Raw genomic sequence first — 26,027 nt, 5'->3', positions numbered from 1 at the left:
AAAGGGCGTCCCCCAGCAATGATCTCGCTCAGCCTCTCCCATCTCGCCGACGTGCTCGGCGGGCGGCTCGTCGTCCGCGGTGACGACACCCCCGACACCCTCGTCTCGGGTCTCGTCGACACCGACTCGCGCCTCATCGAGCCCGGCGGCATCTTCGTCGCCAAGCCCGGCGAGACCACCGACGGCCACCTCTTCGTCGGCACCGCCGTCGAGCGCGGGGCAGCCCTCGCGATCGTCGAACGCGAACTCGACGACGCGGTGAGTCAGATCGTCGTCGCCGACGTGGTGACGGCCCTCGCCGACCTGGCCCGCGAGGTCGTGGCGCGCGTGCGCGCGCACGGAGACCTCAAGATCGTGGGGATCACGGGCTCCAACGGCAAGACCACCACCAAGAACCTGCTCGCCCGCATCCTCGAGGACGAGGGCGAGACGGTGGCACCCCGAGCCTCGTTCAACAACGAGGTCGGCGCGCCGCTGACGATGCTGCGTGTCACGGACGACACCCGCTTCCTCGTGAGCGAGTTCGGCGCGAGCGCCCCCGGCGCGATCGCGCGTCTCGCGGGTCTGGTCACCCCCGACATCGGCGTCGTGCTGATGGTGGGCATGGCCCACGCCGGCGGCTTCGGCGGGATCGAATCGACCTTCCACGCCAAGAGCGAGCTGGTGAAGGCCACCCGCGAGCGCGGACTCGCCGTCCTCAACGCCGACGACCCGCGCGTGGCCGCCATGGAGCCCATCGCGCGCGAGCGCGGCCAGGACGTCCGGTGGTTCGGCCGGGGCGAGCGGGCCGAGGTGCGTGCCGTCGACGTCGAGGTCTCGGCATCCGGCACCCGCGCCGACCTCCTGGTCGACGGGGAAGCCTTCACCCTGACCCTGCGGGTGCTCGGCGAGCACCACGTGATGAACGCCCTGGCCGCCCTCGCCGCGGCGACCGCCCTCGGCGTGACCGCGGCCGACGCGATCGCGCGCCTCGAGACGGTCGAGATCGCCGAGCGGTGGCGCATGCAGCCCCTCGGCTCCGACCGCGTACGCATCATCAACGACGCCTACAACGCCAGCCCCGACTCGATGGCGGCGGCGCTTCGCACCCTCGCCCAGATCACCGGCCCCGACGAGCGCACGGTCGCCGTCCTCGGTGCGATGAGCGAGCTGGGGGAGTACGCCGACGAGGAGCACGACCGGGTCGGCCTGCTCGCCGTGCGCCTGCGCATCCAGCGCATCGTCGTCATCGGGCCCGAGGCGCGCCGCATGTACCTCGAGGCCATCGCCCAGGGCTCGTGGGACGGCGAGGCCGTCTTCTTCGCCGACGCCGACGCGGCGTTCGACTACCTCTCGACCGAGCTCCGCGACGGCGATCGCGTCCTGGTGAAGTCGTCCAACTCGGCGGGGCTCCGGCACCTCGGCGACCGACTCGGGGAGCTGTTCGCGTGAGATCCCTCCTGACCGCGGCGGCGATCTCGCTCGCGTTCACCCTGTTCCTCACCCCGGTGTTCCTGCGATGGTTCCGCAAGTGGGGCTGGGGTCAGGTCATCCGTACGCCCGAGAACGTGCACAACCCCTCGCACGGGGCCAAGCGCGGCACGCCCACCATGGGCGGCACGATCTTCATCCTGGGCACGATGGTCGGCTACTTCATCGGCTCGTACGCCGGGAACAACCCGCCGACGATCTCGGGCCTTCTCGTGCTGTGGCTCATGCTCGGCTTCGGGGTGGTCGGCTTCATCGACGACTACATGAAGGTGCACTACCAGAACAGCCTGGGCCTGTCGGGCTGGCGCAAGATCGCCGGCCAGATCATCGTGGCGGTGCCCTTCGCGATCGTCGCGCTCAACTTCCCCAACAGCATCGGGCAGACCCCGGCCTCGGAGTACATCTCGGTCTTCCGCGACATCCAGGTGCTCTCGCTCTTCGCCCTCGGCCCGATTCTCGGCTGGCTGCTGTACCTGGCGTGGATCTCGTTCATCGGCACCGCGGCATCCAACTCCGTCAATGTCGCCGACGGTCTCGACGGTCTCGCCGCGGGCTCGGGCATCTTCGTGGTGGGCGCCTACAGCCTCATGGCGTTCTGGCAGAACAAGCAGATGTGCGCCGACGCGCTCGACCCCACGGTCCAGGCCGGCTGCTACGCGGTGCGCGACCCCTTCGACCTCGCGATCGTGTCGGCGTCGTTCGTCGGCGCCCTGGTCGGCTTCCTGTGGTGGAACGCCCCGAAGGCGAAGGTCTTCATGGGCGACTGCGGCTCGATGGCGATCGGCGGAGTGATCGCCGCGATGGCCATCCTCACCCGCACCGAGATCCTGCTCGTGCTCATCGCGGGCGTCTACGTCATCGCGTCGGGCTCCGTGATCCTGCAACGGGCCTACTTCAAGGTCACCCGCGGCAAGCGGCTGTTCCTCATGAGCCCCCTGCACCACCACCTCGAGATGCGCGGGTGGCCCGAGGTCACCATCGTCGTGCGCATGTGGATCATCGCCGGCCTCCTCGCCGTCTCGGGCATCGGATTCTTCTACGTCGAATGGCTTGCACGCGTATGACCGACCTCTCCACTCTCACCAGCTGGCACGCCGACTGGAAGGGCCTGCGCGTCGTCGTGCTCGGTCTGTCGGTGACCGGATTCTCCGTCGCGGACACCCTCGCCGAGCTCGGCGCCGAAGTGCTCGTGGTGACCGAGCGGGCGGATGCCGAGTACGCACGCCTCCTTCCGGTGCTGGGCGTGAGCCTGCACGAGGGCCCGCTCGACACCGTGCCCGCCGCGATGGCCGACTTCGCGCCCGAGGTGGTCGTGGCATCCCCGGGCTTCCCCCCGCATCACCCCGTGATCGCGTGGACGCAGCAGCAGGGCATCGCGCTGTGGGGCGACGTCGAACTCGCGTGGCGCGTTCGCGACAAGGTCGTGCGGCCCGACGGGCGCCCCGCCGACTGGGTGCTGATCACCGGCACGAACGGCAAGACCACCACGACCCGCCTCACCGCCGAGATGCTCATGACCGCGGGGCAGCGGGCGGTTCCCGTCGGCAACATCGGGACCCCGGTGCTCGACGCGGTGCGCGACCCGGGCGGCTTCGACGTGTTCGTCGTCGAGCTGTCGAGCCACCAGCTCTGGTACCTCAACCTGCAGTCGGGGCCCGACGCCCTGTCACCGCACGCCGCGGTGTGCCTCAACCTCGCCGACGACCACCTCGAGTGGCACGGGGGAGCCGACGCGTATCGCGCGGCCAAGGCGGGGGTCTACGCCCGCACGCGCGTGGCGTGCGTGTACAACAAGGCCGACGCCGCCACCCGCGAGATGGTGGAAGACGCCGAGGTCGTCGAGGGCGCGCGCGCCATCGGCTTCGACCTGGGCGTTCCCGGTCCGAGCGACCTCGGGGTCGTCGACGGCATCCTGGTCGACCGCGCCTTCCTCGAGGAGCGCGCGACCTCGGCCCTCGAGCTCACGACCGTGGCCGACCTCGCCGAACGGGGACTCGCGGCTCCCCACGTTGTGGCGAACATCCTCGCCGCCTCCGCTCTCGCGCGCTCGCTCGGAGCGACACCGGCCCACATCCACGACACGCTCGAGCGCTTCCGCCTCGACCCGCACCGCATCCAGATCGTCGGGGCCCACCTCGGCGTCACCTGGGTCGACGATTCGAAGGCGACGAACCCGCACGCCGCGGCCTCGTCGCTCGCGGCCTACCCCGGCGCGGTGTGGGTGGTCGGGGGGCTGCTCAAGGGCGTCGATCTCGGCGACCTCGTCCGCGCGCGCGGCACCTCGGTGCGCGCGGCGATCGTGATCGGCACCGAGCGCGACGAGATCGTGGCGGCGTTCGGGCGACACGCCCCGGCGGTGCCGCTGTTCGAGGTCGACCACGCCGAGACTGAAGACGTCATGGCCCGGGTCGTCGAACTGGCGGCGGGTGTGGCCCGGGACGGAGACACCGTTCTCCTGGCTCCCGCGGCGGCATCCTTCGATCAGTTCTCGTCCTACTCCGACCGCGGCGACCAGTTCGCCGAAGCGGTGCGGACGTGGATCGCGGGCCACGACGGAGATTCTCGACCGCACGACTGAGGGGACTCGCGTGACCACGACGGCGCCTCCTCCGCGGCAGAGCCCCGACGAGCCCGCTCGCGCCGGCCTCGCGGCCCGCGTCTCGCTCGGGAAGGCCTTCCGCCCCGTGCCGAGCGAGTTCCTGCTGATCACTTCGGCCGCGCTCCTGCTGACCGGTTTCGGGCTGGTCATGGTGCTTTCGGCGACCTCGGCCCTCGACGGCGCTCAGAGCCCCTTCGACCACGTGCTCAAGCAGGGGATCTTCGCCGTCGTCGGCATCCCTCTCATGTTCGTCCTGAGCCGAGCGCCCTTGCGTTTCTGGAAGCGCATGGCGTGGCCGGCGCTGATCGCCGCGACCCTGTTCCAGTTGCTGGTGTTCACGCCCCTGGGCATCTCGGCGAACGGCAACCGCAACTGGATCAACCTCGCCGGTATCCAGGCGCAGCCCGCGGAGTTCCTCAAACTCGCCCTCGCCCTGTGGCTCGGGTACGTCCTCTATCGCAAGCAGACCCTGCTGGGGGACTGGCGGCACGTGTTCATCCCGATCGTGCCGGTGTCGGCGCTGGTCATGGGAACCGTCATGGGCGGTAAAGACCTCGGCACCACGATGATCCTCGTGCTCGTGCTGCTGGGAGCGCTGTTCTTCTCGGGCGTCAAGCTGCGCATCTTCGTGCTGCCGGCGATCGGCGCGCTGGGAGCGGTCGCGCTGTTCGCCATCACGAGCGCCGATCGCATGCGCCGCATCATGAGCTTCCTCGATCAGGACTGCCTCGCGAACTACCTCGGCGACTGCTACCAGCCGCTGCACGGCATCTGGGGCCTCGCCGCGGGCGGGATCTTCGGGGTGGGCCTGGGCAACTCCGCCGAGAAGTACGACTGGCTGCCGGCCGCGGCGAACGATTACATCTTCGCGATCGTGGGCGAGGAGCTCGGCCTCATCGGCTGCGTCGTCGTCCTCCTGCTCTTCGGCCTCTTCGCCGTCGGCGCCTTCCACATCATCCGGCGCACCGACGACCCGTTCGTGCGGATCGTCGCGGGCGGGATCACGATCTGGATCGTCGGACAGGCGATGGTCAACGTCGCCGTTGTGCTGCGCGTGTTCCCGGTGCTGGGCGTGCCGCTGCCCTTCATGTCGCAGGGCGGCACCTCGCTGCTGTCCGTCCTGATCGGCTGCGGCGTGCTGCTGTCGTGCGCGCGGACTCTGCCCGACCGCCGTGCCGCCGCCGAGGCGCCCTCGCGCCCGGTCCGCCGGGCTGCGGCATCCGCTCGACGTCCGCGCGGCTGAGAACCTCCGCCTGCCTCGCGGCCCCGCCCGACCTGGTTAGGGTCGAACGGTGACGACTTACCTCCTCGCCGGCGGTGGCACCGCCGGGCACGTGAACCCCCTGCTCGCCGTCGCCGACGGCCTGCGCGCCCGCGACGCCTCGGCCGACGTCCTCGTGCTCGGAACGCGGGAGGGCCTGGAGTCGCGCCTCGTGCCGCTGCGCGGCTACGAGCTGCTGACGGTCGCGAAGGTCCCCTTCCCGCGCCGCCCGAACGGCGCGGCCGCGGCGTTCCCCGTGCGCTTCCTGCGCGCGGTCGCCCACGTGCGTCGCCTCATCCGCTCGCGCGGGGTCGACGTCGTGGTCGGGTTCGGCGGGTACGCGGCGGCCCCGGCCTACGTCGCGGCGCGGCGCGAACGCGTGCCGTTCGTCGTGCACGAGGCCAACGCGAAGCCGGGGTTGGCCAACGTCCTCGGTGCGCGAGCGGCTGCGGGGGTCGGCGTGGCCTTCGAGGGGACGCCGCTGCGCGGAGCCCGAGAGGTCGGGATGCCGCTGCGCCGCGAGATCGTCGAGCTCGACGCCCCGGCCCTGCGCGCCGAGGCGGCGGCCCATTTCGGTCTCGATGCCGCGCGCCCCACCCTCCTGGTCTTCGGCGGATCGCTCGGCGCCCTGCGCCTGAACACCGCGTTCGGCGGAGCGTGGCGCGACGTGCTCGACGCCGGGTGGCAGCTGCTGCACGTGACCGGGCAGAACTCCGACCTGCCCGACCCGGGCGTCGAGGGGTACGCCGTGGTCCGCTACGTCGACCGCATGGACCTCGCCTTCGCCCTCGCCGACTTCGTCGTCTCGCGCTCGGGGGCGGCGACCGTCAGCGAGATCAACGCCCTCGGCATCCCCGCCGTCTACGTCCCCTACGCGGTCGGCAACGGCGAGCAGAGCCTCAACGCCGCCGCCGCCGTGCGCGCGGGCGCGGCCCTGCTCATCGCCGACGCCGACCTCACGCCCGAGCGCGTCCGCACCGACATCGTGCCCCTGCTCGCCGACGAGCCGCGGCGGACCGCGATGCGCGACGCGGCGGCGCGCACCGGCATCCGGACCGGGACCGAGAACGTGATCGCCCTCGTCGACGCGGCCCTCGCGCGCTGACGCGGCGGCTTCGCGCCGTCTCCCGGCGTGCGCCGAGAACAGGGGATGCCACGAGAACAGGCCGATCGTCGAAATTTCGGCCTGTTGCGGTGACATGCCCCTGTCCCGGTGACGGGTGTGCCGAGGCGACGTCGCGCCGGACCGCTGCCGCCCGGCGTGCGCCGAGAACAGGGGATGCCACGAGAACAGGCCGATCGTCGGAATTGCGGCCTGTTGCGGTGACATGCCCCTGTCCCGGTGACGGGTGTGCCGAGGCGACGTCGCGCCGGAGCGCTGCCGCCCGGCGTGCGCCGAGAACAGGGGATGCCACGAGAACAGGCCGATCGCCGGCATTTCGGCCTGTTGCGGTGACATGCCCCTGTCCCGGTGACCGGCGGTGGCCCCACACCCCGCCCCGCCCAGCGCGCCGAGGCGGACGCGCAGGATCGGCGACGTAAACTCGCTACGCCATGATCAGACCCGACCTGAGCCTCCCCATCCCCGAGACCATCTCCTCCGCGCACTTCATCGGCGTGGGGGGATCGGGCATGTCCGGGCTCGCCCGCATGTTCCTCGACCGCGGTATTCGGGTCTCCGGCTCCGACCGCTCCGACAGTGCCGCCCTGCGCGACCTCGCCGCACGCGGCGCGACCGTGCACGTGGGCCACGACGCGGCCCATCTCGGAGACGCCGACACAGTCGTCCACACCGGCGCGATCTGGCCCGAGAACCCCGAGTTCGTCACGGCGAAGGAGCGCGGGCTGCACGTCATCCACCGCTCGCAGGCGCTGCACTGGCTCATCGGCGGGCGCCGCCTGGTGTCGGTGGCCGGAGCGCACGGCAAGACCACCTCGACCGGCATGATCGTCACGGCCCTGCGCGCCCTCGACGTCGACCCCACTTTCGTCAACGGCGGAGTCATCGCCGACCTCGGCGCCTCGAGCGGCACCGGCTCCGACGACCTCGTCGTCATCGAGGCCGACGAGTCCGACGGCACCTTCGAGCTGTACGACACGGCGGTCGCCCTGATCACCAACGTCGACCCCGACCACCTCGACCACTACGGCTCGCGCGACGCCTTCGACGCGGCCTTCGCCCGATTCGCGGATGCCGCGAGCGAAGCCGTGGTCATCTCATCCGACGACGCCGGAGCCCGCTCGGTGCGCGAGCGCATCACGCACGCGAACGTCGTGACCTTCGGCGAAGACGCGGCCGCCGACGTGCGACTCAGCGGCATCCGCACCGATGGTCCCGTCGCCTTCACCCTCACCGCCGCGGGCGAGAGCGTCGAGGTGCAGCTGCGCGTGCCCGGTGCCCACAACGCGGTCAACGCCGCGGGCGCGGTCGCCGTGCTCCGCGTGCTCGGACACTCGCTCGCCGACGCCGCCCGCGCCGTCGAGGGCTTCGGCGGCACGGTTCGCCGTTTCGAGCTGCACGGGGTGCAGCAGGGCGTCAGCGTCTACGACGACTACGCGCACCACCCCACCGAGGTCGCCGCGGCTCTGTCCGCCGCGCGCACGGTCGTCGGCGAGGGGCGCATCATCGCGATCCAGCAGCCGCACACCTATTCGCGCACGCAGGAGATGTACCGCGAGTTCGCCGAGGTGCTCGAGACCCACGCCGATCACACCGTCATGCTCGACGTGTACGGCGCGCGCGAAGACCCCGTGCCCGGAGTGACCGGCGAGCTGGTCAGCGGCGCCTTCGCCGACCCCGCGCACGTGCACTACGTGCCCGACTGGCAGGCAGCGGCCGACTACACGGCCCGGATCGCCCGCCCCGGCGACTACGTCATCACCCTGGGATGCGGCAACGTCTACCAGATCATCCCGCAGGTGCTCGAGGCACTGTCCCGCACCGAGGCCGCGGCGGTCTGAGCGTGAAGCGGCCCTCGCCCCTGCCGTCGACGCCGGAGTCCGCCCGCCCCGCCGGCTCGTCGCGGGCCTCGGCGCCGCGGCATCCGGAGTCCGACGACGACACCGCGGGGGTCACGCCCCTCGCGCGCTCTTCCGACGTCGGGTGGACGTCGGAGGTCCCGGATGCCGGGGGAGCGGGGCTGCGCGACGTGTGGCGCGCTTCGCGGGCCCGGCGTCGGGCGCTGTCGGCCGAGGTGCGACGCTTCACCGTGCGCCAACGGCGCCGGCGGAACATCTGGATCGGGGTGATCTCGGCGTTCCTCGTGATGGCCCTGGGAACGGCGGGCGTGGCGTACAGCCCCCTTTTCGCGGTGGAGAAGATCGACGTGGTCGGCACCTCGCAGCTGGATCCGGCCGCGGTGTCGGCGGCCCTGGGCGACCAGGTGGGCGTTCCCCTGGCGATGGTCGACGACAGCGCCGTGAAGGCGGCGCTGGTGCGCTTCCCGCTCGTGGAGTCGTACACGCTCGAGGCCCGTCCGCCCCACGATCTCGTGGTGCGCATCGTCGAGCGCACCCCGATCGGGGCGATGCAGTCCGCGGCCGGTTTCACGGTGGTGGATGCCGCGGGTGTCGCGCTGTCGACGACGCCCGACGCGCCGGCCGGTCAACCGGTGCTCGACATCACGGGCGGCACCGACTCGGCCGCGTTCCGTGCCGCGGGCCGCGTGGTGCGCTCCCTGCCGGATGCCGTCCGCTCGCAGATCACGGCGGTTTCGGCCTCGACGCCCGACGACGTGACCCTCACCCTGGGCGCGTCGGGGTCGAAGGTCGTGTGGGGCAGCGCCGACCGCTCGGCCGAGAAGGCCGTCGTCCTCGACCGCCTCATGCAGAAGAGCCCGCCGGATCGGGCTAAGGAGTACGACGTGACCTCGCCCGAGGCGGGCGTCGTCCGCTGATCTTCCAGGCGATAATCCAACACGCCGCGTGTCGGGCGGGCGGGGTCGGATCGGCCGCATACCTTCGAGCTAAGGAATTGCATACCGGGCAATTCTTTAACCCTCAACATGAGGTTTAGAGTTTCGGGTTCGGGGACAAACGGAGGCCGGCATGAGCCACAACCAGAACTACCTCGCCGTGATCAAGGTCGTCGGTGTGGGCGGGGGCGGCGTCAACGCCGTCAACCGCATGATCGAGCTCGGCCTGCGCGGCGTGGAGTTCATCGCGATCAACACCGACGCGCAGGCGCTGCTGATGAGCGACGCCGACGTCAAGCTCGACGTCGGTCGTGAGCTGACCCGCGGTCTCGGTGCCGGCGCCGACCCCGAGGTCGGTCGACGCGCCGCCGAGGACCACGCGGAAGAGATCGAAGAGGCCCTGCGCGGTGCCGACATGGTCTTCGTCACCGCGGGCGAGGGCGGCGGCACGGGCACCGGCGGTGCCCCGGTGGTCGCCAAGATCGCCAAGTCGATCGGTGCTCTGACCATCGGTGTCGTCACCAAGCCGTTCTCGTTCGAAGGCCGCCGTCGCCAGAGCCAGGCCGAGGGCGGGGTGCAGCGCCTGAAGGAAGAGGTCGACACCCTCATCGTCGTCCCCAACGACCGCCTGCTCGAGATCAGCGACCGCGGCATTTCGATGATCGAGGCCTTCGCGACCGCCGACCAGGTGCTGCTCGCGGGTGTCCAGGGCATTACCGACCTCATCACGACCCCCGGCCTCATCAACCTCGACTTCGCCGACGTCAAGTCGGTCATGCAAGGTGCAGGCTCGGCCCTCATGGGTATCGGCTCCTCTCGGGGTGCCGACCGCGCCATCAAGGCCGCCGAGCTCGCGGTCGAATCGCCCCTGCTCGAGGCGTCGATCGAGGGTGCGCACGGCGTGCTGCTGTCGATCCAGGGTGGATCGAACCTCGGCATCTTCGAGATCAACGACGCCGCGCAGCTGGTGAAAGAGGCGGCGCACCCCGAGGCCAACATCATCTTCGGTACGGTCATCGACGACACCCTCGGCGACGAGGTGCGCGTCACCGTCATCGCCGCGGGCTTCGACGGGGGCGAGCCCTCGCTGCGCATCGATGCGGTCGGCGCCCAGCGCCCGGTCTCGGCGCCCGTGGTCCCCGTCATCCCCGCCGATGACGTCGCCCGCGACCTCGACGCGGCCGAGGAGCAGAAGGCCGCGACCGAGCGCGCCCCCGAGCGTCGCCCCGAGCCCGCGCCGGTCACCGCGCGTGTGCCCGAGACCTCGTACGACGGCGGCTACGCCGACGACGACCTCGACGTGCCCGACTTCCTGAAGTAAGAGCGAACGGTACGACGAGCGGGTCCGGTCTCCACCGGGCCCGCTCTCGTCGTCGAAGGAGCAGCATGGACACCGCCCTGGCCGACCGCCTCGCCGCCGTCGACGAGCGCATCCGCGACGCGGCCGTCGCCGCCGACCGCGATCCCGGCGAGATCACGCGCATCGTGGTGACGAAGTTCCATCCGGCATCCCTCGTCTCCGATCTGTACGCCCTGGGCGTGCGGCACGTCGGCGAGAACCGGCAGCAGGAGCTCACCGCCAAGCGCGCCGAGCTCGACGGCATCCCGGATCTCACCTGGCACTTCATCGGCCAAGCCCAGACGAACAAAGCGCGCGCGGTGCGGGCGGGGGCGGATGCCGTGCACTCCGTCGACCGGTCGCGCATCGCCGACGCGCTGCACGCGGCCGGCGCCGAGGGCGATCTGCTCGACGTGCTCGTGCAGGTGAACCTCACCGATGATCCGGGGCGCGGGGGAGTCGCCCCCGCAGCTGTGGAGGAGCTGGCTCAGCACGTCGCGGGCCTGTCGACGCTGCGCCTGCGCGGCGTCATGGCCGTCGCTCCGCTCGACGAGGAACCGGCTCGGGCGTTCGAGCGACTGCGTCGAAGCGCCGACGCGGTGCGCTCGGTCGTCGCCGACGCGCGGTGGATCTCGGCGGGGATGACCGGAGATTTCCCCGAAGCCATCGCAATGGGCGCGACACACCTGCGGATCGGCTCTGCAATCACGGGCCCGCGGCCCCCGCGCGACTAGCCTCAAACCAGACGAGCGAACGGAGGATGCGATGTCGAACCCCCTCAAGAAGACGATGGTGTACCTGGGCCTCGCCGACGAGGAAGAGACCTATGAGGAGACCGCGCCGCAGCCCATCGCGCGCAAGCAGCCCGCGGCTGCCGCTCCCCTCGAGAAGGCCGCGCCGGTGACCCCCCTGCACCGTCCCGCCGTGGTGCGACAGCCCACGGCCGGACCCGTGAGCGAGATCCTCACGGTGCACCCCAAGCAGTACCGCGACGCGCAGACGATCGCCGAGAACTTCCGCGAGGGGATCCCGGTCATCATCAACCTGTCGCAGATGAGCGACGCCGACGCGCGCCGCCTGATCGACTTCGCGAGCGGACTCTCGCTCGGGCTGTACGGCCGCATCGAGCGGGTGACGAGCAAGGTCTTCCTGCTCTCGCCCGAGAACATCGCCGTCTCCGGCGACGGTGCGATCGCGCAGGCCGATCCCGAGGCTGCGCCCTTCGCGTCCCAGTAACAGTGGCCGTTCTGAGCCTCGTCGGCTCCATCCTCAGCGCGGTCCTGTTCATCTTCATCGTGCTGCTGCTCGCGCGCCTCGTGCTCGAGTACATCCCGATGTTCAACCGGGAGTGGCGCCCGCGCGGCGTCACCCTGGTTCTGGCAGAGATCGTGTACACCGTGACGGACCCGCCCATCAAGCTGATCCGTCGCTTCATCCCGCCCCTTCGCATCGGGGGGATCGCGATCGACTTCGGTTTCGCGATCGTAATGTTCGTCTGCTTCATGCTGCTCAGCGTCACCCGGTCCCTCGCGGCCGTGTGATTCCCGCCGCCGCTTCTACACCCGTGATCTTCGACACCGGTGAAGGGCGGCGGCTATGCTGTTCCGAAGCGGTACGCCCCGGTGCGACACCCCCATTAGTTCCGACCTCAGAGCTCTCGAAAGAGGAAACACCATGGCACTGACCCCCGATGACGTCGTCACCAAGCAGTTCCAGCACGTGCGCTTCAAGGAGGGCTTCGACCCCGACGAGGTCGACGACTTCCTCGACGAGATCGTCGTCGAGTGGCGCAAGACGATCGCCGAGAACGAAGAGCTGAAGACGAAGCTCGCGGCCTACGAGTCCGGAGAGGCCGCTCCGGCCGCCGCCGAGAAGCCCGCCGAGGCCCCCAAGGCCGAGGAGCCGGTCGTCGCCGAGGCGCCCGCCCCGGCCCCCGTCGCCTCCGCCCCGTCGAACGACGCCGAGCCCGCCGCCCAGAGCGCCGGGATCATCGAGCTGGCCCAGCGCCTGCACGACGAGCACGTCGCCGAGGGTAAGGCCCAGCGCGACCAGCTCATCGGCGAGGCGCAGGCTCAGGCGGCATCCATCGTCGCCGAGGCCGAGCAGAAGGGCCGCGAAGAGCGCGCCCGTCTCGAGAAGGAGCGTACGACGCTCGAGGGCCGCATCACCGAGCTGCGCAACTTCGAGCGCGACTACCGTTCGCAGCTGCGTTCCTACATCGAGGGTCAGCTCCGCGACCTCGACACCACCGCGACGTCCTCGGGCTCGACGCCGGTGTCGGCGATCGGTCTGTAGGCCGACTCTTTGCGCAGTCGACCTCCTCTGCGTACGGCGGCGGCCGGCATCACCATCGCGATCCTCGCGGTGCTGGTGCTGGCCGCCGACCAGTTGGCGAAGAACGCCGCGATCGCGAACCTCCCCTCGGAGCGCGTCGTCCCGGTCCTCGGCGACTTCCTGCAGTTCTACCTCGTCCGCAACCCCGGTGCGGCGTTCTCGCTCGGCGAGGGCGTCACGTGGGTGTTCACCATCGCTCTCGCGGTGGTCGCGTGCGTGATCGTGTATCTCGGTGTGCGTCGCGTGCGTTCCCGCGCGTGGGCCATCGTGCTGGGACTCCTCCTCGGCGGTGTGCTCGGCAACCTCACCGACCGACTGATCCGCGAGCCCGGCTTCCCCGTGGGCCACGTCGTCGACTTCATCTCGACGCCCTGGATGATGCCCGCGATCTACAACGTGGCCGACATGTTCATCGTCACGATGATGATCTCGGTGGCGGTGCTCGTGCTCGTCGGCCTCAAGCTCGACGGAACGCGTGAGACGAAGGCCTCGCGCGCTGCCGCGGAGGCCGCCGACGGTGACGTCGAGACGCCCGCCGACCCGGGTGCCCGCTGACATGGAGTCGCGCAGCTTGCCCGTCCCCGACGGGCTCGACGGAACACGCATCGACCAGGGCCTGGCGAAGATGCTCGGCTTCTCGCGCACATTCGCGGCCGAGGTGGCCGACGCCGGCGGCGTGAGCGTCGACGGCCGGGTGGCCGGGCGCTCCGACCGCCTGCGCGCCGGCACCTGGTTGAGCGTCGAGTGGGAGCCCAAGCGCGATCCCGAGATCGTGCCGGTCGAGGTGCCGGACCTCGGCATCGTGCACGACGACGACGACATCGTCGTGGTTGACAAGCCCGCGGGCGTCGCCGCCCACCCCTCCGTGGGGTGGGAGGGCCCGACCGTGCTCGGCGCCCTCGCGGCGGCCGGGTTCCGCATCGCCACGAGCGGCCCCGCCGAACGGCGCGGCGTCGTGCACCGGCTCGATGCCGGCACGAGCGGGCTCATGGTGGTGGCCAAGACCGAGCGGGCGTACACGCTGCTCAAGAGCGCCTTCAAGGAGCGCGAGGTCGACAAGATCTACCACGCGGTCGTCCAGGGCCACCCCGACCCGCTCTCCGGAACCATCGACGCGCCGATCGGTCGGCATCCGCATCACTCGTGGAAATTCGCCGTGACGCCCGACGGCAAAGACTCCGTGACCCACTACGAGACGCTCGAGGCGTTCCCCCGCGCGTCGCTGCTCGAGATCCACCTCGAGACCGGGCGCACGCACCAGATCCGCGTGCACATGGCCGCCCACCGCCACCCCTGCGCCGGTGACCCCCTGTACGGCGCCGACCCCACCCTGTCGGCGCGGCTCGGGCTCACCCGTCAGTGGCTGCATGCGCACCGGCTGGCCTTCACGCATCCCGGCACGGGGGAGTGGGTCGAGTTCGCCTCGCCCTATCCCGCCGATCTGGCGCACGCGCTCGAGCTGCTGTCCGACGGCGTCTGACCCCGCCGCAGACGGTGTCGCGCGCGCGGCTCCGGCGCAGTCGATCCCGGGCTCGGGCGACACGCCGTGGTGGCAGCCACGGTCGACGCCGACGCGCCCGGCGAACGCGGGTGAGCCGGGAGTCCGCCGCGAACATCGAGGGGTCGATGTCGGAGGCCGAACGTAGACTCGACGCGTGGCAGCAGACTCCTTCGTTCACCTTCACGTGCACAGCGAGTACTCGATGCTCGACGGCGCGGCCCGCATCGGTCCGATGGTCCAAGAGGCCGTGAAACAGGGCATGCCGGCCATCGCGGTCACCGACCACGGCAACACTTTCGCCGCGTTCGAGTTCTACAAGACGGCCAAAGACGCGGGCATCAAGCCGATCATCGGCATCGAGGCCTACGTCACACCCGGAACACACCGCGCCGACAAGACGCGTGTGCGCTGGGGCACGCCCGAACAGCAGAGCGACGACGTCTCGGGTTCGGGCGCCTACACGCACATGACCCTGCTGTCCGAAACGACCCAGGGCATGCACAACCTCTTCCGCCTGTCGTCGAAGGCGAGCATGGAGGGGTACTACTTCAAGCCCCGCATGGACCGCGAGCTGCTGCAGACGTACAGCAAGGGCTTGATCGCCACGACGGGGTGCCCCTCGGGAGAGGTGCAGACGCGCTTGCGCCTCGGCCAGTACGAGGCCGCCCGGGCGGCGGCCGCCGAGTTCCAGGACATCTTCGGCAAAGACAACTACTTCGCCGAGATCATGGACCACGGCCTGTCGATCGAACGACGCGTCATGGGCGACCTGCTGAAGCTGTCGAAAGACCTCGGCATCCCTCTCGTCGGCACGAACGACCTCCACTACACGCACCAGCACGACGCCACCAGCCACGCGGCGCTGCTGTGCGTGCAGTCCGGCTCGACGCTCGACGACCCGAAGCGCTTCAAGTTCGACGGTGACGGCTACTACGTCAAGTCACCCGCCGAGATGCGCCAGGTGTTCCGCGACCACCCCGAGGCGTGCGACAACACGCTGCTGATCGCCGAGCGCTGCGACGTCGCGTTCGACACCTCGGCCAACTACATGCCGCGCTTCCCGGTGCCCGACGGCGAGACCGAGGGCAGCTGGATGATCAAAGAGGTCGAGAACGGCCTGCATGACCGCTACCCCGGCGGCATCCCGGATGCCGTGCGCAAGCAGGCCGAGTACGAGACCGACGTGATCCTGCAGATGGGGTTCCCCGGCTACTTCCTCGTCGTGGCCGACTTCATCAACTGGGCCAAGAAGAACGGCATCCGCGTCGGCCCCGGTCGTGGGTCGGGTGCCGGGTCGATGGTCGCGTACGCGATGAAGATCACCGACCTCGACCCGCTGCAGCACGGTCTGATCTTCGAGCGCTTCCTCAACCCCGACCGCGTCTCCATGCCCGACTTCGACGTCGACTTCGACGACCGCCGTCGCGGCGAGGTCATCCAGTACGTGACCGAGAAGTACGGCGACGAGCGCGTCGCCCAGATCGTGACTTACGGCACGATCAAGGCCAAGCAGGCCCTGAAAGACGCCGGACGCGTGCTGGGCTTCCCCTTCAGCATGGGAGACCGCCTCACCAAGGCCATGCCCCCGGCCGTGATGGGCAAAGACATGCCGCTCGACGGCATGTTCAACCCCGAGCACCCCCGGTACAAAGAGGCGAGCGAGTTCCGCACCCTCATCGAGACCGACGCCGAGGCCAAGACGGTGTTCGACACCGCCCTGGGGCTCGAGAACCTCAAGCGCCAGTGGGGCGTGCACGCGGCCGGGGTGATCATGTCGAGCGAGCCTCTCATCGACATCATCCCGATCATGCGGCGCGAGCAGGACGGCCAGATCGTCACGCAGTTCGACTACCCCGCGTGCGAGTCGCTCGGCCTGATCAAGATGGACTTCCTGGGGCTGCGCAACCTCACCATCATCAACGACGCCCTCGACAACATCGAGGCCAACCGCGGCCACCCCCTCGTGCTCGAAGACCTCGCTCTCGACGACCCCGCGTCGTACGAGCTGCTCGCCCGCGGCGACACCCTGGGTGTGTTCCAGCTCGACGGTGGGCCGATGCGGTCGCTGCTGCGCCTCATGCGTCCCGACAACTTCGAGGACATCTCGGCGGTGCTCGCGCTGTACCGCCCGGGCCCCATGGGCGTGAACTCGCACATCAATTACGCGCTGCGCAAGAACAAGCAGCAGGAGATCGAGCCGATCCACCCCGAGCTCGAAGAACCGCTTGCCGACATCCTCGACACCACGTACGGCCTGATCGTCTACCAGGAGCAGGTGATGGCGGTCGCCCAGCGCGTCGCCGGGTACACCCTCGGTCAGGCCGACCTGCTGCGGCGAGCGATGGGTAAGAAGAAGAAGAGCGAGCTCGACAAGCAGAAAGAGATCTTCTTCGGCGGCATGACCGAGCGCGGATACGGCGAGGTCGCGCAGCAGACGCTGTGGAAGGTGCTCGAGTCGTTCGCCGACTATGCCTTCAACAAGGCGCACACCGCCGCTTACGGTCTCGTGTCGTACTGGACCGCGTACCTCAAGGCGCATTACCCCGCCGAGTACATGGCGGCCCTGCTCACGAGCGTCGGCGACTCGAAAGACAAGATGGCGGTGTACCTCAACGAATGTCGTCGCATGGGCATCAAGGTGCTCCCGCCCGACGTCAACGAGTCGATCCGCTTCTTCGCCGCCGTCGGCGAAGACATCCGCTTCGGCCTCGGCGCGGTCCGCAACGTCGGAACGAACGTCGTCGACGGGATCGTCTCGGCGAGACAGGATGCCAAGTACACCTCGTTCCACGACTTCCTGTCGAAGGTGCCGATGCACGTGGCCAACAAGCGCACCGTGGAATCCCTCATCAAGGCCGGGGCCTTCGACTCCCTCGGCTCCACGCGCCGCGCCCTCGTCGAGATCCACGAGGACGCCTGTGAAGGCGCCGTGCTCGACAAGCGTCGCGAGGCGAACGGCGAGGTGGGGTTCGACTTCGACTCGCTGTGGGACGAGCCGCAGCAGGTCGAGAAGGTCCCCGAGCGACCCGAGTGGACGAAGAAGGACAAGCTCGCGTTCGAGCGCGAGATGCTCGGTCTCTACGTCTCCGATCACCCGCTGGCCGGTCTCGAGGTGCCTCTCGCGAAGCACGCGTCGACGTCGATCCACGATCTGCTCGCCTCGGAAGACGTCCAGGACGGCGACCAGGTCACGGTGGCCGGCCTGCTCACCAGCGTCCAGCACCGTGTCGCGAAGCAGAGCGGCAACCCTTACGGCATGGTCACCGTCGAGGACTTCAACGGCGAGGTGACCGTGATGTTCATGGGCAAGACCTACGCGGAGTTCGCGCCGATCCTGCAGGGAGACTCGATCCTCGTGGTGCGCGGCAGGGTGTCGCGCCGCGACGACGGCCTGAACCTGCACGCGCAGAGCGCCTTCGCCCCCGACCTCGAAGGACTCGACGACGCGGGCGGGCTGACCCTCGTCGTTCCGGAGCAGCGCGCCAACGAGGCCCTCGTGGGCGAGCTCGCGCAGATGCTGCGCCGGCATTCCGGGTCGACCGAGGTCGTCCTCAAGCTGCACAAAGGCGGAACCGCCAAGGTGTTCGAGGTGCCGATGCCCGTCCGGGTCACCGCCGACCTGTTCGGCGAGCTCAAGGGCCTCCTCGGCCCGAACTGCCTCGGCTGACCGGCGCGCGTTCCTCACGCGTGACCGCCGTGCGCGTGCGAGCGCGCGCGACCGGCGCGCCTTCGCGGCGCGTTGCAACCCCAGCGGATGCTGGAGACCCCCTGGTTAGGATGACCGGGCGCTTGCCGCCCTCCGAAAGGACCACCGTGACCGACCCGACCCCCCACGACGGCTTCACGCCCACCGACCCCGACCGCCTCGACGGCCCCCGCGCCGCCGAGCGCGCTCCCTACGAGCCCACCGGCGCCCGGCGACACGGTTCGGCCGCCTCCGTCGCCGATTCGGACGACGCGGGGCGCCACGACACCGGCGCCCTCGAGGCCGGCTCCCGCGGGGCGTCCGTCCCCGCGGCGGCGCACGCCAACGCCCACACCGGCAGTCGCCCGCAAGTCGACGGACACGCCGACCGCCCGAACTACGGGGTCGGGCCGTTCTCGGTCCGCGAGGTCGCGTTGCTCGGCATCTGGGTCGTCGCCTTCATCGTTTCGTTCTTCCGCACGAACATCCTCGACTCGCCCTCCGGCGTGCTCCTCGGCGGCGCCAACGTCTGGCTCTCCGGCCTGTGGTGGATCCCCGCCATCGCGCTGCCGACCGTCGCGGTCGGTCTGCTCGTGCTCCGACGCCTCTCGCCGCAGGGCATCCGCCGCGTGGGCTCCCTGGGGATCGACCAGTTCGCCTCCGTGGCGTTCACGGTCTCGGCCCTCGTGTGGGTGTCGTGGGTGTGGGACACCGTCGCCGTGTTCGACGCGACCGCGATCTGGACCCGCTCGTGGGTCATCTGGGTCGAGGCCGTCCTGCTTCTGGCGGGGGTCGTGCTGACGGTGTTCGGGCCCTTCATCCCGCCCTTCTCGGCCGATTTCCGCGGTCGCGAAGAGGTGCCCGCGCACCGCAACGCGCGTCCCATCCGCCCGGTCGTGGCGCGTCCGCGCACGCCGCGCACCACCAAGGCGCCGGTGTCCGCGGCGCCGGCCCACCCCGGCGCCGACGCGGACGCGGATGCCCCCGTTCCCGGCAGCTACACAGGCTCCACCGACCTCGCACACGACCCGGCTCCGGCGACGAGCGTCCTGCCCGCGCACGCCGACGACAACGACACCGACGTGTTCGCGCCGTTGCGCGACGACCACGACGAGCGCGGCGAGGCCGATGCGCGTGACGATCACTCGCGCTGGGCGGCTCCGGCCGACGCCGAGCCGGCTGCCGAGCGCCGTACGGGGTACGACGAGCATGCGCGCGACGAGCACAAGCGCGACGAGCACCCGCACGCGCAGGCGTTCTGGGCCCTCGCGCCCGAGGAGCGCGAGATCGTCGACGACTACGGCACCCCGATCTTCCGCATCGGGCCCACCGCGTGGGCGCTCGTGATCGAGGACCGCGGCGAGACGTTCGTCGTCCGCCACGACGACGGCCGCATCGGCTACCTGCACGACGTCTCCGGCGTCACCCGCGGCTGAGCAGAGCCTGCGAGCCGTCCGCCCCGCGCGAGGCGGCTCGCAGGCGCCGGTAGCCTGGACAGCATGCTCCGCACGATCGATCTCCGCGGCCGCGTGCTCTCGCTGGCCGAGCTCCTCGCCGTCGTCCCGCGAGCCGACGCCGCGCGCGACGAGGCCCTCGCCACCGCAGCCCGGTTGGTCGACGACGTCGCCCGTCGCGGCGAAGAAGCACTCCGCGAGCAAGCCGCCCGTTTCGACCGGGTGAGCGACCACGCCCTGCGCGTGCCCGCGGACCACCTCGACGAGGCTCTGCGCGATCTGGATCCCGGCATCCGTGCCGCCCTCGACGAGGCGATCGTGCGCGTGCGCACGGCGTCCGCGGCCCAGGTCCCCGCGCCCGTCGTCACCGAGCTCGGTGAGGGCGCCCGCGTCACCCAGCGCTGGCAGCCGGTGCGTCGGGTGGGGCTGTACGTTCCCGGTGGCAAGGCCGTCTACCCGTCGAGCGTGGTCATGAATGTTGTCCCCGCGCAGGTCGCGGGCGTGCGCGAGGTCGCCCTCGCCTCACCGCCGCAGGCGGCTTTCGGCGGTCGGGTGCACCCCGTGATCCTCGCGGCCGCGAAGCTGCTGGGCGTCACCGAGGTCTACGCCATGGGTGGCGCGGGTGCCATCGGCGCCTTCGCCTACGGGGTGTCCGAGATCGGCCTCGATCCGGTCGACGTCGTGACGGGGCCCGGCAACAACTTCGTCGCCTCCGCCAAGCGCGCCGTCGCGGGGCGCGTGGGAACCGACTCCGAGGCCGGGGCCACCGAGATCCTCGTCGTCGCCGACGACAGCGCCGTGCCCGCTCTCGTCGCCGCCGACCTGGTCAGTCAGGCCGAGCACGACGAGCAGGCGTCCGCCGTGCTGGTCACGGCCTCGGCCGCGCTGGCCGACGCGGTGCGCGCGGCCCTGCCCGAACGCGTCGCCGCAACCCGCCACAGCGAGCGCGTGACCGCGGCCTTCCACGGCCCGCAGTCGGCCGTCGTGCTGGTTGACGACCTGGCCCAGGCGACGGCGTTCAGCAACGCCTACGCTCCAGAGCACCTCGAGCTGCACCTCTCCGACCCGCGCCCCGAGGACTTCGTCAACGCCGGTGCCGTCTTCGTCGGCCCCTACACCCCGGTCAGCCTCGGCGACTACCTCGCGGGCAGCAACCACGTCCTGCCCACCGGGGGACAGGCTCGGTACGGCGCCGGTCTGTCGGCGGCGACGTTCCTGCGTCCCCAGCAGGTGGTCGAGTACGACCGCGAGGCACTCGCCCGGGTACGCGACGCCATCGTGACCCTCGCCGACGCCGAGGCGCTGCCCGCGCACGGCGAGGCCGTGACCGCGCGCTTCGACGCGTAGTCTGGCGGCGTCATGCACTGCCCCTTCTGCCGCAACCCGGACTCCCGCGTCATCGACTCGCGTACGAGCGACGACGGCCTCAGCATCCGTCGGCGCCGTCAGTGCCCGAAGTGCGGCGGACGATTCTCGACCGTCGAGACCGCGAGCCTGAACGTCATCAAGCGTTCCGGTGTCGTCGAGCCGTTCAGCCGCGAGAAGGTCATGTCGGGCGTGCGCAAGGCGTGCCAGGGTCGACCGGTGACGGATGCCGACCTCGCGGTGCTCGCGCAGCAGGTCGAAGAGAACATCCGCCAGACGGGGTCGTCGCAGATCGAGGCGAATGAGATCGGGTTGTCCATTCTGGGTCCGCTCCGCGAGCTCGACGAGGTCGCCTACCTGCGCTTCGCCAGCGTCTACCAGGCGTTCGACTCGCTCGACGACTTCGATGCCGCGATCGCGCAGCTGCGCGCTGACCACGCCACCCGCGGGGCGGGGCCGATCGGCGAGGACCACCCGGTCCAGTAATCTGGCGGGGATGTATCCCCTTCTCTTCCGCACGGTCCTCACCCGCTTCGATCCCGAGTTCGCGCACCACCTCGGCGCACTCGTGATCCGTGTCGCGGGCGTCGAGCCGGTGGCATCCCTCGTCCGTCGTTTCACGGCGCCCGCGCCCGCTCAGCGCGTGCACGCCCTGGGCCTGTCGTTCGACTCGCCCTTCGGTGTGGCCGCGGGCTTCGACAAGAACGTCACGATGGTCAGCGGCCTGGGGGCCCTCGGCTTCGGCCACGTCGAGGTGGGGACGGTCACCGCGCTTGCGCAGCCGGGCAACCCGAAGCCGCGCCTGTTCCGTCTCGTCGCCGACCGCGCGGTCATCAACCGCATGGGCTTCAACAACGACGGGGCCGCCGCGGCGGCTGCGAAACTGCGCCGTCTGCGTCGCTCGCGGCGCCGCCCCGTCATCGGGGTCAACATCGGCAAGAGCCGCGTGGTCGCCGTCGAGGACGCCACGACGGATTACGTCCGCAGCGCGCGCCTGCTGGCCCCGCTCGCCGACTACCTCGTCGTCAACGTCTCCTCGCCCAACACCCCAGGGCTCCGCGGCCTGCAGGCGGTCGAGACGCTCCGCCCGCTTCTGACCGAGGTTCGGGATGCCGCGGGCGACACGCCCCTGCTCGTGAAGATCGCCCCCGATCTCGACGACTCCGAGGTGCGGGACATTGCTCGTCTCGCCGTCGACGCGGGACTCGCGGGCATCATCGCCACGAACACGACGATCTCCCGCTCGAACCTGGCGACGGACGAGGCGAAGGTCGAGGCCATGGGTGCCGGTGGGCTGTCGGGGGCCCCGCTCAAGGGGCGCGCCGCGGAGGTGCTCCGGCTCGTGCGCGCGGCCGTGCCCGAGGGGTTCGTCGTGATCTCGGCCGGGGGAGTGGAGACCGCCGACGACGTGCGCGAGCGCCTCGCCGCCGGAGCCACCCTCGTGCAGGGATACACCGGTTTCCTCTACCGCGGCCCGCTGTGGGCCCGGCAGATCAACCGCGGTCTCGCGCGCGCCCGCTGAGCGGACGTCCCGCGATTCGTCGCGGGAACGCAGAAGCGGCGCGCCCGAGGGCACGCCGCTTCACGGAGGAAAGTCCGGGTCAGACGGGGTACTGCCCGCGCTTGACCTGAGCCTTGGGCAGGCGCATGAAGCGCATCTGCACCGTGCGCATGGCGGCGTACCAGCCGAGGCCCTTCTCGACCCGGCTCTCGCCGAACTTCTCTTTCGCGGCGCGCTTGATGCGGATCGAGGTGATGATCATGTCGCCGACGACGAAGAGGATGAAGATCCACAGCGCCACGAACGACCAGTACTGGAAGAACGACACCGGGATCAGCGTCGCCACGATGACGAGGATCATGAACGGCATGACGCCCTCGCCGAGGTGCCAACCGGCGTCGACGAAATCGCGGGCGAAGCGCCGCTGCGGGCCGCGGTCGCGCACGGGGAGGTACTTCTCTTCACCGGCAGCCATGCCGATGCGCGCCTTCTCGCGCTGCGCGGCGAGCTCGGCGCGGGCCCGGGCCTTGGCCTCTTTGGTGTCGGGCACCAGCGGGCGCTTGCGAGCGGCCTCCTGCTCGGCGCGCGACGGGGTCGCGCGACCCTTGCCCGAACCGAGCTCCGTCGGCTCGACGGGTGTGTCGTTGGGGGCGGGGGCGGGGGACTTGGCCACGGGAATCCTCGGTGCTTCGCTGATCGGGAGATTTAAGATTACCCGCATGACCCTCGACCTGTCCCGGCAGGACGCTGTGCAAAAAGCAGCGGACGCCGGCATCCCCTCCGCCCTCGCCGATCTCGGCTCCCTCGTGCGCATCCCCTCGATCGCGTGGCCGGCCTTCGATCAGTCGGCCCTCGTGAAGAGCGCCGACGCCGTCGCCGCCCTCCTCGAGGGCACCGGCGTCTTCGACTCGGTCGAGGTCAAGCGCGCCGCGATCCCCGGAACCGACGAGTTCGGCCAGCCCGCCGTGCTCGCCACGCGCGCCGCTCGTAACGGTCGCCCGACCGTGCTGCTGTACGCGCACCACGACGTGCAGCCTCCCGGAGACGACGCGCTGTGGGATTCGCCGCCGTTCGAGCCCACCGTCCGCAACGGGCGTCTCTACGGACGAGGGGCCGCCGACGACAAGGCCGGCGTCATGGCCCACGTCGGTGCCATCCGTGCGGTGTCGGAGGTGCTCGGCGACGACCTCGACCTCGGCATCGCCGTCTTCATCGAGGGGGAGGAGGAATACGGCTCGCGCTCGTTCGGTCAGTTCCTCGCCGACAACGCCGAGGTGCTCCGCTCCGACGTCATCGTGGTCGCGGACTCCGGAAACTGGGACGAGCGCACCCCGGGGCTCACCGTCTCGCTCCGCGGCAACGCGCGCTTCACCCTCACCGTCCGCACCCTCGAGCACGCCTCCCACTCCGGGATGATGGGCGGAGCGGTGCCGGATGCCATGCTCGCCACGGTCAAGCTGCTCGCGACCCTGTGGGACGACGACGGCGCCGTCGCGGTCGAGGGCCTCGCCGTTCGCGACGCCGAGACCCCCGCGTACGACGAGTCCACGCTCCGCGCCGAGTCCGGTCTCCTCGAGGGCGTGACGCCGATCGGGCGCGACTCGATCCTCAGCCGCATCTGGAACAAGCCGTCCATCACGATCACCGGATGGGATGCCACCCCGGTCGAGGCGGCATCCAACACCCTCTCCCCGCAGACGAGCGTCGTCATCAGCGCGCGGGTCGCACCCGGGCAGGATGCCAAGGAGGCCTTCGCCGCGGTCGAGGCGCACCTGCGCGCGCACGCCCCCTTCGGTGCGCAGCTGGAGTTCTCCGACATCGACTGCGGCGACTCGTTCCTCGTGGACACGAGCGGCTGGGCGGTGGCGGAGGCGCGGGCCGCGTTCGCGGACGGGTACGGCGTCGACTCGGTCGACGTCGGCATCGGCGGCTCGATCCCGTTCATCTCCGACCTCGTCCGGGAGTTCCCCGCGGCGCAGATCCTCGTGACCGGTGTCGAAGACCCGCACGCCCGCGCGCACAGCCCGAACGAGTCCCTGCACCTCGAGACCTTCCGCAACGCGCTGGTCTCGGAGGCGCTGCTGCTGGCCCGCCTCAACGCGCGCACGAACTGATCGGGGCCGCGGGGGCGGGACGGGCGTAGACTCGACTCGTCCCCGCGACCGAACAACCCGAAGGGCATCGCCATGACCGACACCACACTGTCGTCCTCCGCCGAGACCCGCGAGCACGGCGTCGGCCTGACCGCGGCCGCCTCCGACAAGGTGAAGAGCCTGCTGTCGCAGGAGGGTCGCGACGACCTGCGCCTGCGCGTCGCCGTCCAGCCCGGCGGCTGCTCCGGCCTCATCTACCAGCTCTACTTCGACGAGCGCTACCTCGACGGCGACAAGGTCGTCGACTTCGACGGCGTCGAGGTCATCGTCGACGACATGAGCGTGCCGTACCTCGATGGCGCGAACATCGACTTCAAGGACACGATCTCGGAGCAGGGCTTCACGATCGACAACCCGAACGCGCAGGGTTCCTGCGCGTGTGGAGACAGCTTCCACTGACCCCCCGACGCCGTTTCCCGGCGCCGAATCCAGAGCCCCCGGAATCCCGGATCACACCGTGGAAACCGGGGGTTCTCGATGTCTCGGCACTGGACGAATGGCCTGAGAACGGTGAGAGGTTGCTCTAGACTGTCAGAGCAACATCCACGACCCGGAAAGGTGCATTGTGCCCTCCAAACGTCGCCTTCGCTGGGCAGCGCTCCCTCTCGGGATCGCCTCCGTCGCGCTCCTCTCGGGCTGCACCACGACCCAGCTCCACGGCTTCCTGCCCGGCTTCGTCGATGACGGCCCGGCTGCCACGAACCACACCGACATGGTCGCGGGGCTCTGGGTCAACTCGTGGATCGTCCTGCTCGCGGTGGGTGTCGTCACGTGGGGCCTCATGCTCTGGTCGGTCATCGCCTACCGCCGTCGCAAGGGCCAGTCCGGTCTCCCGGTGCAGTTGCGCTACAACATGCCGGTCGAGATCTTCTACACGATCGTCCCGCTGATCCTCGTCGTGGGATTCTTCGCCTTCACCGCGCGCGACCAGAACACGCTCGAGACGCAGTACGAGAACCCCGACGTCTCGATCACGGCCTACGGCAAGCAGTGGGCGTGGGACTTCCAGTACAACGGCACGCAGGAGGACAACTCCGACGCCGTGTACTCCATGGGTGTGCAGGCCAAGGCCACGTCCGACGGTTACGATCTCGAAGACGTCCCGACGCTGTACCTGCCGGTGAACAAGACGGTGAAGATCGACCTCCGCTCGCGCGACGTCATCCACTCGTTCTGGATCATCGACTTCCTCTACAAGAAAGACATGTACATCGGTCGTGACAACGAGTGGTCGTTCACGCCCACCCGTGAGGGTACGTACGAGGGCAAGTGCGCCGAGCTGTGCGGTGAGTACCACTCCGCCATGCTCTTCAACGTGAAGGTCGTCAGCGACGCCGAGTACGAGAACTACCTCAGCTCGCTGCGTCAGGCCGGCAACGTGGGCGACATCAGCGACCTCTCGCGTCTGCAGAATCTCACGACGACCGGCACCGCCGAAGGGAACGAGTGAT

General features: G+C 70.2%; 23 protein-coding genes. 22 read left to right on the top strand and 1 reads right to left on the bottom strand.

The features are described from left to right. The first annotated feature begins 18 nt into the window (after positions 1 to 18). The 19 genes from F9B98_RS00480 (at position 19) to F9B98_RS00390 (ending at position 22,444) form a co-directional block, all read left to right on the top strand. A complete protein-coding gene (locus tag F9B98_RS00480) occupies positions 19 to 1,431 on the top strand; it encodes a UDP-N-acetylmuramoyl-tripeptide--D-alanyl-D-alanine ligase (RefSeq protein ID WP_150951482.1) in 1,413 nt (470 codons plus the stop codon). Beyond that, a complete protein-coding gene (gene mraY, locus F9B98_RS00475) occupies positions 1,428 to 2,534 on the top strand; it encodes a phospho-N-acetylmuramoyl-pentapeptide-transferase (protein WP_150951480.1) in 1,107 nt (368 codons plus the stop codon). Before F9B98_RS00480 ends, mraY begins: the two co-directional genes overlap by 4 nt. Next, positions 2,531 to 4,048 carry a UDP-N-acetylmuramoyl-L-alanine--D-glutamate ligase gene (gene murD / locus F9B98_RS00470; protein ID WP_150951478.1) on the top strand — a complete coding sequence of 506 codons (1,518 nt, stop codon included), beginning with the start codon at positions 2,531 to 2,533 and terminating at the stop codon, positions 4,046 to 4,048. The genes mraY and murD overlap by 4 nt, the downstream gene beginning before the upstream one ends. A 10-nt stretch (positions 4,049 to 4,058) precedes the next feature. Continuing rightward, positions 4,059 to 5,312, top strand: a complete 1,254-nt coding sequence (gene ftsW / locus F9B98_RS00465) for a putative lipid II flippase FtsW (RefSeq protein ID WP_150951476.1) — start codon at positions 4,059 to 4,061, stop codon at positions 5,310 to 5,312. A gap of 49 nt (positions 5,313 to 5,361) precedes the next feature. Further along, complete coding sequence (locus tag F9B98_RS00460) at positions 5,362 to 6,435, top strand: UDP-N-acetylglucosamine--N-acetylmuramyl-(pentapeptide) pyrophosphoryl-undecaprenol N-acetylglucosamine transferase (protein WP_150951474.1); 1,074 nt, start codon at positions 5,362 to 5,364, stop codon at positions 6,433 to 6,435. Between the two features lie 449 nt (positions 6,436 to 6,884). Beyond that, entirely contained in the window at positions 6,885 to 8,291 is a 1,407-nt protein-coding gene (gene murC, locus F9B98_RS00455; RefSeq protein ID WP_150951472.1) for a UDP-N-acetylmuramate--L-alanine ligase, read from the top strand. A 2-nt stretch (positions 8,292 to 8,293) separates the two neighbouring features. After that, entirely contained in the window at positions 8,294 to 9,226 is a 933-nt protein-coding gene (locus F9B98_RS00450) for an FtsQ-type POTRA domain-containing protein (protein WP_225310166.1), read from the top strand. Between the two features lie 151 nt (positions 9,227 to 9,377). Continuing rightward, positions 9,378 to 10,565, top strand: coding sequence for a cell division protein FtsZ (gene ftsZ / locus F9B98_RS00445; RefSeq protein WP_074694330.1), 1,188 nt, complete (start codon positions 9,378 to 9,380; stop codon positions 10,563 to 10,565). A 65-nt stretch (positions 10,566 to 10,630) separates the two neighbouring features. Beyond that, the gene (locus F9B98_RS00440; protein ID WP_150951468.1) at positions 10,631 to 11,317 is read left to right on the top strand and encodes a YggS family pyridoxal phosphate-dependent enzyme; all 687 of its coding nucleotides are present in this window, start codon (positions 10,631 to 10,633) and stop codon (positions 11,315 to 11,317) included. 31 nt (positions 11,318 to 11,348) lie between these two features. Further along, positions 11,349 to 11,819 carry a cell division protein SepF gene (locus F9B98_RS00435; protein WP_150951466.1) on the top strand — a complete coding sequence of 157 codons (471 nt, stop codon included), beginning with the start codon at positions 11,349 to 11,351 and terminating at the stop codon, positions 11,817 to 11,819. A 2-nt stretch (positions 11,820 to 11,821) separates the two neighbouring features. Beyond that, the gene (locus F9B98_RS00430; protein WP_056227755.1) at positions 11,822 to 12,124 is read left to right on the top strand and encodes a YggT family protein; all 303 of its coding nucleotides are present in this window, start codon (positions 11,822 to 11,824) and stop codon (positions 12,122 to 12,124) included. Between the two features lie 133 nt (positions 12,125 to 12,257). After that, complete coding sequence (locus F9B98_RS00425; protein WP_150951464.1) at positions 12,258 to 12,878, top strand: DivIVA domain-containing protein; 621 nt, start codon at positions 12,258 to 12,260, stop codon at positions 12,876 to 12,878. A 9-nt stretch (positions 12,879 to 12,887) separates the two neighbouring features. After that, positions 12,888 to 13,472, top strand: coding sequence for a signal peptidase II (gene lspA, locus F9B98_RS00420; protein ID WP_150951462.1), 585 nt, complete (start codon positions 12,888 to 12,890; stop codon positions 13,470 to 13,472). Position 13,473: 1 nt separating this feature from the next. Beyond that, positions 13,474 to 14,397: an RluA family pseudouridine synthase gene (locus F9B98_RS00415; protein ID WP_150951460.1), complete on the top strand. Its 924-nt coding sequence runs from the start codon at positions 13,474 to 13,476 to the stop codon at positions 14,395 to 14,397. A gap of 223 nt (positions 14,398 to 14,620) precedes the next feature. Further along, entirely contained in the window at positions 14,621 to 18,085 is a 3,465-nt protein-coding gene (gene dnaE, locus F9B98_RS00410) for a DNA polymerase III subunit alpha (protein WP_412177031.1), read from the top strand. Between the two features lie 146 nt (positions 18,086 to 18,231). Beyond that, on the top strand, positions 18,232 to 19,539 hold the full coding sequence (locus F9B98_RS16040; RefSeq protein ID WP_225310165.1) for a hypothetical protein: 1,308 nt from the start codon (positions 18,232 to 18,234) through the stop codon (positions 19,537 to 19,539). 63 nt (positions 19,540 to 19,602) lie between these two features. Continuing rightward, positions 19,603 to 20,904 carry a histidinol dehydrogenase gene (gene hisD / locus F9B98_RS00400; protein WP_150951456.1) on the top strand — a complete coding sequence of 434 codons (1,302 nt, stop codon included), beginning with the start codon at positions 19,603 to 19,605 and terminating at the stop codon, positions 20,902 to 20,904. Positions 20,905 to 20,916: 12 nt separating this feature from the next. Continuing rightward, positions 20,917 to 21,408, top strand: a complete 492-nt coding sequence (nrdR, locus tag F9B98_RS00395) for a transcriptional regulator NrdR (protein WP_150951454.1) — start codon at positions 20,917 to 20,919, stop codon at positions 21,406 to 21,408. Between the two features lie 10 nt (positions 21,409 to 21,418). Continuing rightward, positions 21,419 to 22,444: a quinone-dependent dihydroorotate dehydrogenase gene (locus tag F9B98_RS00390; RefSeq protein ID WP_150951452.1), complete on the top strand. Its 1,026-nt coding sequence runs from the start codon at positions 21,419 to 21,421 to the stop codon at positions 22,442 to 22,444. A 79-nt stretch (positions 22,445 to 22,523) separates the two neighbouring features. Here F9B98_RS00390 and F9B98_RS00385 read toward each other — a convergent pair whose 3' ends face one another. Next, the gene (locus F9B98_RS00385; protein WP_150951450.1) at positions 22,524 to 23,096 is read right to left on the bottom strand and encodes a DUF3043 domain-containing protein; all 573 of its coding nucleotides are present in this window, start codon (positions 23,094 to 23,096) and stop codon (positions 22,524 to 22,526) included. Between the two features lie 46 nt (positions 23,097 to 23,142). Here F9B98_RS00385 and F9B98_RS00380 point away from each other — a divergent pair, with 46 nt between their 5' ends. The 3 genes from F9B98_RS00380 to coxB all read left to right on the top strand — a co-directional run bounded on the left by F9B98_RS00380 (position 23,143) and on the right by coxB (position 26,026). After that, a complete protein-coding gene (locus F9B98_RS00380; protein ID WP_150951448.1) occupies positions 23,143 to 24,537 on the top strand; it encodes a dipeptidase in 1,395 nt (464 codons plus the stop codon). Positions 24,538 to 24,609: 72 nt separating this feature from the next. Continuing rightward, the gene (gene erpA / locus F9B98_RS00375; protein ID WP_056227791.1) at positions 24,610 to 24,975 is read left to right on the top strand and encodes an iron-sulfur cluster insertion protein ErpA; all 366 of its coding nucleotides are present in this window, start codon (positions 24,610 to 24,612) and stop codon (positions 24,973 to 24,975) included. A 166-nt stretch (positions 24,976 to 25,141) separates the two neighbouring features. Beyond that, the gene (coxB, locus tag F9B98_RS00370; protein ID WP_150951446.1) at positions 25,142 to 26,026 is read left to right on the top strand and encodes a cytochrome c oxidase subunit II; all 885 of its coding nucleotides are present in this window, start codon (positions 25,142 to 25,144) and stop codon (positions 26,024 to 26,026) included. Position 26,027 lies beyond the last annotated feature (1 nt).

The organism is Microbacterium testaceum StLB037, from assembly GCF_008763945.1.
Classification (GTDB): Bacteria; Actinomycetota; Actinomycetes; order Actinomycetales; family Microbacteriaceae; genus Microbacterium; species Microbacterium testaceum_G.
This window is presented reverse-complemented; position numbering and strand designations above follow the sequence as displayed.